6 protein-coding genes are annotated in these 7,457 nt (G+C 43.8%); all 6 read right to left on the bottom strand.

Annotation, left to right across the window (positions count from 1 at the left end; translation table 11 throughout):
- Nucleotides 1-291: 291 nt before the first annotated feature.
- The 6 genes from cysN to waaF are packed head-to-tail and all read right to left on the bottom strand — an operon-like array spanning nucleotide 292 to nucleotide 7,325.
- A complete protein-coding gene (gene cysN, locus CAG68_RS06600) occupies nucleotides 292-1,707 on the bottom strand; it encodes a sulfate adenylyltransferase subunit CysN (protein ID WP_054576847.1) in 1,416 nt (471 codons plus the stop codon).
- A 12-nt stretch (nucleotides 1,708-1,719) separates the two neighbouring features.
- Nucleotides 1,720-2,349, bottom strand: coding sequence for an adenylyl-sulfate kinase (cysC, locus tag CAG68_RS06595; protein WP_054576848.1), 630 nt, complete (start codon nucleotides 2,347-2,349; stop codon nucleotides 1,720-1,722).
- Nucleotides 2,350-2,351: 2 nt separating this feature from the next.
- Entirely contained in the window at nucleotides 2,352-3,266 is a 915-nt protein-coding gene (cysD, locus tag CAG68_RS06590) for a sulfate adenylyltransferase subunit CysD (protein ID WP_049534422.1), read from the bottom strand.
- Nucleotides 3,267-3,295: 29 nt separating this feature from the next.
- On the bottom strand, nucleotides 3,296-5,032 hold the full coding sequence (locus CAG68_RS06585) for an SLC13 family permease (protein WP_054576849.1): 1,737 nt from the start codon (nucleotides 5,030-5,032) through the stop codon (nucleotides 3,296-3,298).
- Nucleotides 5,032-6,276, bottom strand: a complete 1,245-nt coding sequence (gene waaA / locus CAG68_RS06580; protein ID WP_161440939.1) for a lipid IV(A) 3-deoxy-D-manno-octulosonic acid transferase — start codon at nucleotides 6,274-6,276, stop codon at nucleotides 5,032-5,034. Before waaA ends, CAG68_RS06585 begins: the two co-directional genes overlap by 1 nt.
- On the bottom strand, nucleotides 6,270-7,325 hold the full coding sequence (waaF, locus tag CAG68_RS06575; protein ID WP_017820719.1) for a lipopolysaccharide heptosyltransferase II: 1,056 nt from the start codon (nucleotides 7,323-7,325) through the stop codon (nucleotides 6,270-6,272). The genes waaA and waaF overlap by 7 nt, the downstream gene beginning before the upstream one ends.
- Nucleotides 7,326-7,457 lie beyond the last annotated feature (132 nt).

Below are 7,457 nucleotides of genomic sequence, written 5' to 3'. Positions count from 1 at the left end.
CAATGTCTGTATATAGAATTAATCAAAAAGATTCTTTTTCAACAAGGATATCCTCGTCCTCTCACGAAAATCAGAGAGACTTTTTGTTAGCAATGGCCAATAGTTTGGAGTCACTAAAACAAGACTTGGATGGAGTGAACTTAAAGTCATTTAACAATCGAATAAGAAAATATAAACAGAGAGCGCGAAAATCTCAAAGGAAGGCGATAAAGGAGAGGATCAGAAATCTAATATTCTCTAACCCTTCCCAATAAAATAGGTGAGCGATATGTTTATGGCCCACCTATTTATTTAGTTTATTTTTACACAGCCCCACTCTGGGAAGTGCTTACATACATAAGCATTGAGCTCTTTCTCTGCTTCTGAGTAAACACGAGCTGGTTCTTCAGTATGGTTTAATTGTATCGATGACACCATACCCGCGCCGACAGTCACGTTACTAATGCGGTCAATAATGATAAAAGCGCCAGTTTGAGGTAGCTGCTGATAAACATCCATTGCAACTTTATCGGTAAGCTTTATTGAGGCGAGTGCAATCTCGTTTAACTCAAGGCGCGTATTTTTATGATCATGCTGCTTAAGTGTATTGACATCAACCTTATGCTCAATTTGAGAAACCTTACCTGTACAGGTTTTAGTCGCAAATTTGAATAGGTATTCTTTATGCGTTTGCATCGGAGATTCATCCATCCAAACGATATGAGCTTGGTAAGCGTCTACAACCTCCGGAATGTTGTTGGAATGGACAAGCATATCGCCGCGTGACACATCGATTTCATCTTCAAGCGTTAGGGTGATGGCTTGACCCGGCATTGCTTCTTTTAGCTCACCATCGAAGGTAAAGATAGATTTGATGCGAGAAACTTTGTTCGATGGAAGAGCAGTAACCTCATCACCAACCTGTACAATGCCTGAAGCAAGGGTGCCACAAAAACCACGGAAGTTTAGGTTTGGGCGATTGACATATTGCACTGGGAAGCGCATGACTTCAGTGTTGATGTCTTGGTTAATCTTAACTGTTTCAAGCAGCTTCATTAATGTAGCGCCAGGGTACCAATCCATGTTCTCACTTGGAGTGACAACATTGTCGCCTTTTAGAGCAGAGATTGGCACAAAGCGGATATCCTTGATGTTGAAGTTCTTTGCCATATCTCGGTAATCGGCTTTGATTTTCTGATACACCTCTTGGCTGTAGTCCATCAGATCCATTTTGTTAACGGCAACGATAACGTGCTGAATTCCAAGTAGACTACAGATATAGCTATGACGACGTGTTTGCGTCTGGATACCGTGGCGAGCATCAACCATTACAATCGCAAGATCACAGGTAGAAGCACCCGTAACCATATTACGAGTGTACTGTTCATGTCCTGGAGTGTCGGCGATGATGAATTTACGCTTGTCGGTTGAGAAGTAGCGGTAGGCAACATCAATCGTGATGCCTTGTTCACGCTCGGACTGTAGACCGTCGACTAGTAGTGCTAAGTCGAACGCTTCATCTGTCGTATTGAACTTTTGAGAATCTTTTTCGATCGCAGCCATTTGATCTTCATAAATCAGCTTGCTGTCGTATAGCAGGCGACCAATCAGTGTAGATTTGCCGTCATCAACGTTACCACAAGTTAAGAAACGAAGTAGGTCTTTGTTTTCATGTACGTTTAGGTACGCTTCAATGTCTTTAGCGATAAGCTCAGAGCTATGAGACATAATGACTTCCTTTTAAATGTATTCTTTTTCAGTGAGCGCTTGAATCACTTGGTCGGCACACGCTTCGACAGACAGCTCAGCTGTCTTGATGTGAATTTCTGGAGATATAGGCGCTTGGTACTCAGAGTCGATGCCAGTGAAGTGTTTAATCTCACCTGCGCGTGCCTTTTTATACAGGCCTTTAGGATCTCTTTGCTCGCAGATTGCGAGTGGAGTATCAACAAACACCTCTAAAAACTCGCCTTGCTGCATTAACTGGCGCACTTGCTCTCTATCTGAGATAAATGGCGAAATAAACGCGGTCAGAACAATGTTCCCGGCATCGACAAATAGTTTAGCCACCTCGCCAATGCGGCGAATGTTCTCAATACGGTCTAGATCACTAAAGCCAAGATCTTTGTTTAGACCGTGGCGCACATTGTCACCATCAAGAAGGTAACTATGTTTACCTAACGCTAATAGCTTGCTTTCTACCGCGTTAGCGACGGTCGATTTTCCTGAGCCACTAAGTCCGGTAAACCAAAGTACAACAGGCTTTTGCTGCTTAAGCGCAACACGATCTTCATGAGTTACGCTGGTGTTATGCCAAACCACATCGTCACTCACAGACTCATTGTGCTTCTTTTGATACGGCGAGGTCATAGTTAGAAGTAACCCTCACGTTTCTTTTTCTCCATGGAGCCAGAGCTATCATGGTCAATGGCACGGCCTTGGCGCTCAGAAGTGGTTGTAAGCAGCATCTCTTGAATGATCTCTGGTAGCGTTGTTGCTTGAGATTCAACCGCTCCCGTTAATGGGTAGCAGCCTAGTGTACGGAAGCGAACCATGCGTTGTTCTACCGTCTCCCCTTCACGAAGCTCCATGCGATCATCATCTTTCATGATCAACATACCGTCACGCTCAACGACGGGACGCTCTTTTGCAAAGTACAGGCTTGGAATCTCGATGCTCTCTAGGTAGATATATTGCCAGATATCCAGCTCAGTCCAGTTAGAAAGAGGGAATACGCGAATGCTCTCGCCTTGGTTTACTTTGCCGTTGTAGATATTCCAAAGCTCAGGGCGTTGATTTTTAGGATCCCAGCGGTGATGTTCATCACGGAAAGAGTAAACACGCTCTTTCGCGCGAGACTTTTCTTCGTCACGACGAGCACCACCAAAAGCAGCATCAAAGCCATGATTATCTAAGGCTTGTTTTAGGCCTTGTGTCTTCATGATATCAGTATGTTTTGAGCTGCCATGCACAAATGGGCTGATGTTCATCGCAAGCCCTTCTGGATTTTGGTGCACAATCAGCTTCATACCAAGCTTTTTCGCCATGTAGTCACGAAACTCAATCATTTCTTTGAATTTCCATGTGGTATCAACATGCATAAGTGGAAACGGGGGAATGCCAGGCGCAAAGGCTTTCTGCGCAAGGTGTAGCATCACTGAAGAGTCTTTACCAACAGAGTAAAGCATCACTGGGTTATCAAACTCGGCAGCTACCTCACGCATAATATGGATAGATTCTGCCTCAAGCTGCTTAAGGTGAGTCATTCGTTGTGGAGAAAGTTTCATTCCGGTCTCTCTTTGATTCGATGAGGGAGTTAAACGCCATAGATAGTTGTGATAGCCGTTAATACTAAACCGCTATACGTAATACTCATCGGCACCCCAATCTTTATATAATCCTTGATACAGTACTGACCTGCATTGTAAACCATTAAGTTGGTTTGGTATCCATATGGGCTAATAAAGCTTGCACTTGCGCCGAACGCGACAGCTAAAATATAGCTGTGAAGATTTGCATCTAGACTCGTCGCGAGGGCATAAGCAACGGGGAAGACTAAGGCCGCCGCCGCATTGTTGGTGACCAACTCCGTTAGCAATAAAGTGACCAAGTAAACCATGATAAGCCCTGACAATGGGCTCATAAATTCAGCTTGTTCTGTCATTGCGCTCCGCAGGAGGTCGACTGCTGTACTATTATCTAATGCCTGAGACAGCAAAAGTGCAGATGAAATTACTAGCCATATCTGGACTGGTAGCCTTCGTATAATTTCATTCGTTTTCAGTGCTCCAGTTAATAGTAGAACACCAAGCAACAAGATCAGGTTGTGCAGCAGTGGAGCTATCTCCATAGCTGCGAGGGCGATAGCACTAAAAAAGCCAAGAACAGCGACAATTTCTTGTGGTCCTTTGAGCAGCCTATCGGCTTTTAGCGCTTGGAGCTGGATAAAGTTTTTAGCGATGTTATTTCTCTGGTGATAGTCATCACCTACAGCGAGTACCAGATAGTCACCAGCTTTTAAGGTAACTTCACCGAGCTTTCCGGAAACCGTGTGGCCATCGCGTCGGATCGCGACAACTGCAGCGTTGAACATAGCGCGAAAGCCAATTTGTTTTAAGGTCTTATTTACTAAAGCACTTTCAGGGCGTAATACGACCTCTTTGAGATCATGACTTAGTCTTTCGCCTTTATGAGCAAAGAGTGATAAGCCCGGGAAGTGATTCAGTTGAGTTACTTTTCTAATCTCTCCACAGAATAATAGGCGATCATTTTCCTCTATTAACTCATGTGGTGATACTGGTGAAATAGTTCTTCCTTGGCGATGAATCTCGACTAAAAACAGAGAGTTTAGATTTCTCAGCCCGTTGCGCTGAATAGTTTTACCGATAAGTGGGGAGTTTGGTTCTACCTCAGCGTCAATGAAGTATTGAGCTTGAGTATCTGCTCGTTCAATGTTGCTAGGTAGCCAATGGCTAAGTAAAAACAGGGTGAGCCCGCACCCAAGTACAACAATGCTGCCAACAAGTGAAAAATCAAAAAAGGAGAGACTAGGTAGCCCAGCATCGAGCACCATACTATTGACGATTAAATTCGTCGAAGTGCCGATCAGCGTTAGTGTTCCGCCAAGGATGGCAGCAAAAGATAGGGGAAGTAGCAGTTTGCTGGCTGGGTGAAGGGCATTGGCACGTATTGGGGCGATCATGGTAGAGACCACCGCTGTGTTGTTTAGAAATGCTGAAGACAATGTGGTTATCGAGAACAGTCGAACCCAGGTAGATTTATAGCTAGGTTTGATGACTAATTGCGAAATTCTACGAAGTAGTGAGGTCTTTTCTAAAGCTAGCGAGCAGATGATAAGTAGTACCAGCGTAAGTACGCCAGGATTGGCAATACTGCTAATGAGTTGCTCTGTCGATACGGATCTGCTGCTATATAAAACAAGCAAAACTACTCCAAAAACCTTTTCAGGTTTGTTTTGATACCTTGTGACAAGGGCAATTATTGCAATCACAAAAACGGTAATGACAAAGTAGGCTGAATGGGTCTGTGACATTATTTAATTGCTTCAATTGTTTTTTGAGTCGAGTTTAAATAGCCTTGAATAAAATCACTCATTTGCTGAGAGTTACTATGTTGAAAGCGCTCTAGTACTTTACTCGCTAGCTGAGTTTTATCGGTAATGTCTATAATATTCAGAGCAATCATGTCTTCTACAATCGCTTTGAAGTTGAAGTAACTAGGGCCTGATATCACTGGAACGTTGAGTGCGACTGGTTCAAGCACATTATGTCCACCAACTTTATCCCCAAGCAAACTCCCAGCCATAAAGCAAACATCACTGGCACCAAGGAGAATCAGCATTTCACCCATAGTATCAGCAAGGTATACCTGTGTATCGGCGTTAACTATTGCAGCATTGGTTCTTCTGGTGCTATTAAAGCCGGAATTTTGGCAAAGCGCAAACACATCATCAAATCGTTCCGGATGGCGAGGAACCAAAATAAGTAATGCATTTGGATGAGATTTTAAAACTTGTCTATGTGCATCTAATACCTGTTCGTCCTCGCCTTTGTGGGTGCTAGCTGCAATCCAAATCGGACGATCGTTTTTAAGTTGGGCTCGAAGCTGCTGTCCTTGCTGTTTCACTTGCTCTGATATTTGAATATCGAACTTAATCGAGCCAGTAACGGATAGTTTCTTTTTCTCAACGCCTAAGCGTTCGAAGCGCTCTGCATCTGAATCCGTTTGGCAGAGTACTTGAGTTAGGCATGGATGAAGCTGGTTAAAAAGCCGCTGTATTTTGGCGTAGTTCTGACACGATTTTTCAGATAGGCGCGCATTTACGACAGTTATAGGGACACCCGCTTTGTGAACATTGTGAAGCGTGTTTGGCCACAGCTCAGTCTCAATGATCAACATCTGTTTTGGTTGCACTGCTTTAAGAAAACCTTTGATAGCAAACCCAAAGTCAATTGGCATATAGCGGTGTTCAATTAAATCACCCAACTTAGCAATCTGTTCAGCTCCGGTACTTGTTGTTGTTGTAACTAGAATAGATTGTTCGGGGTTTTGTTCCTTAAGGGCTTTGATTAAAGGTGTTGCTGCTATGCTTTCACCAACAGATACGGCATGTATCCAAATAGGTTTGTCGTTGCTTTTTAGCTTGGGGGTTATGCCAAAGTGCTCTTTCCAGCGAGAGCCGAACTTAGGCTTATTTGGTTTGCTCTTGTACAAACCAAATAAAAGCAGCGGTGACGCTAGGGCGAGTAGTAAGGTATAAACAATACGAACTAACATGAGCTTATCGTAATGGCGTCAAGTTTTTGGATGCTATCTAGCACTTGCTTAGGCGAAAGTTCTGTCAAGCACTTAAGGTGTTTGTATTGACATTCACGCTGGAAACAAGGGCGACAATCAATATCGGTATGAACAATCTCCACTTTTTCTGCGAGTGGGGGGGTGTACTTCGGTGAAGTTGAGCCATACACGGCAACAACATTACAACCAACCGCAGCTGCCACATGCATTAAGCCTGAGTCATTCGCGACAACTGTCTTGCATGCAGCAAGTAGGTCGACCGCTTCAATTAAGCTGGTTTGTCCTGCTAGAACATGAATGTTCTTATGGAATTGCGTCGGGACAAGTGCGCGGATATTGTTACAAGTCTCTAAGTCCTTTTGAGAACCAAACAACCAGATTTGATGCCCAGATCGAGCCATTTGCGTCGCAACTTCAGCGTAGTGTGTTTCGGGCCATTTTTTGGCAGGACCAAACTCTGCTCCTGGGCACAGTCCAATGGTTGGTTGGTCTTGCGTTAAGTTGAATTTTTGGATCGTGGCTTTTTGCTCTACTTCGTTGATTGCGAGGCGTGGGCGAGGTAAGGTTTCAAGCCCGCCAAGAGAGTTAGAATCCACCATTTCTGCTTTTGGATAAGCTAACGCTACATAGCGCTCTACCATGTACTGAAAAGACTTCATGTTAGGGCGTAAGTCATTCAATAAGCCATAGCGCATTTCTCCTTTCCAGCCAGTACGAAGAGGAATGTTGGCAAACCATGGGATCAGTGCTGATTTCGCTGATTTAGGCAAGATATAGGCGTGGTCATATTGCTTTTCACGTAATGATTTACCAATTTCCCTGCGGCCTAATAAGTTAAACTCACCATGACCGATAGGCATTTCAATCGCTTGGTGGATTTCTGGCATACGCTCAAGAATCGGTTTACACCATCCTGGAGCGATCACGTCAATTTGGCTATCTGGATGGCGTTGCTTTAATACGATATATAACGATTGCGACATTACCATATCGCCGACCCACGCAGGGCCAATGACTAAAATCTTCATGCTTTGTTTTTCCAGTATAGGAATTTCAAAATTGACTCATAAGTTCTAAAAAGTTCAGCGTATATTTTATTCGCAAGAGTCATTTTGGATTTATCTTTTCTTTTACCACCAATCGTCGAAGCAATCTCTGCT

The sequence above is a fragment of the Vibrio sp. V42_P2S4T144 genome (genome assembly GCF_009904715.1).
Taxonomy (GTDB): Bacteria; Pseudomonadota; Gammaproteobacteria; order Enterobacterales; family Vibrionaceae; genus Vibrio; species Vibrio alginolyticus.
The sequence above is the reverse complement of the archived record's forward strand: the minus strand, read 5'-3'. Positions and strand labels throughout refer to the sequence as shown.

Bases quoted from the DNA above. Each gene is read 5' to 3' on its own strand.
- cysN (WP_054576847.1), bottom strand. From the start codon at position 1,707: ATGTCTCATAGCTCTGAGCTTATCGCTAAAGACATTGAAGCGTACCTA.
- cysC (WP_054576848.1), bottom strand. From the start codon at position 2,349: ATGACCTCGCCGTATCAAAAGAAGCACAATGAGTCTGTGAGTGACGAT.
- cysD (WP_049534422.1), bottom strand. From the start codon at position 3,266: ATGAAACTTTCTCCACAACGAATGACTCACCTTAAGCAGCTTGAGGCA.
- CAG68_RS06585 (WP_054576849.1), bottom strand. From the start codon at position 5,032: ATGTCACAGACCCATTCAGCCTACTTTGTCATTACCGTTTTTGTGATT.
- waaA (WP_161440939.1), bottom strand. From the start codon at position 6,276: ATGTTAGTTCGTATTGTTTATACCTTACTACTCGCCCTAGCGTCACCG.
- waaF (WP_017820719.1), bottom strand. From the start codon at position 7,325: ATGAAGATTTTAGTCATTGGCCCTGCGTGGGTCGGCGATATGGTAATG.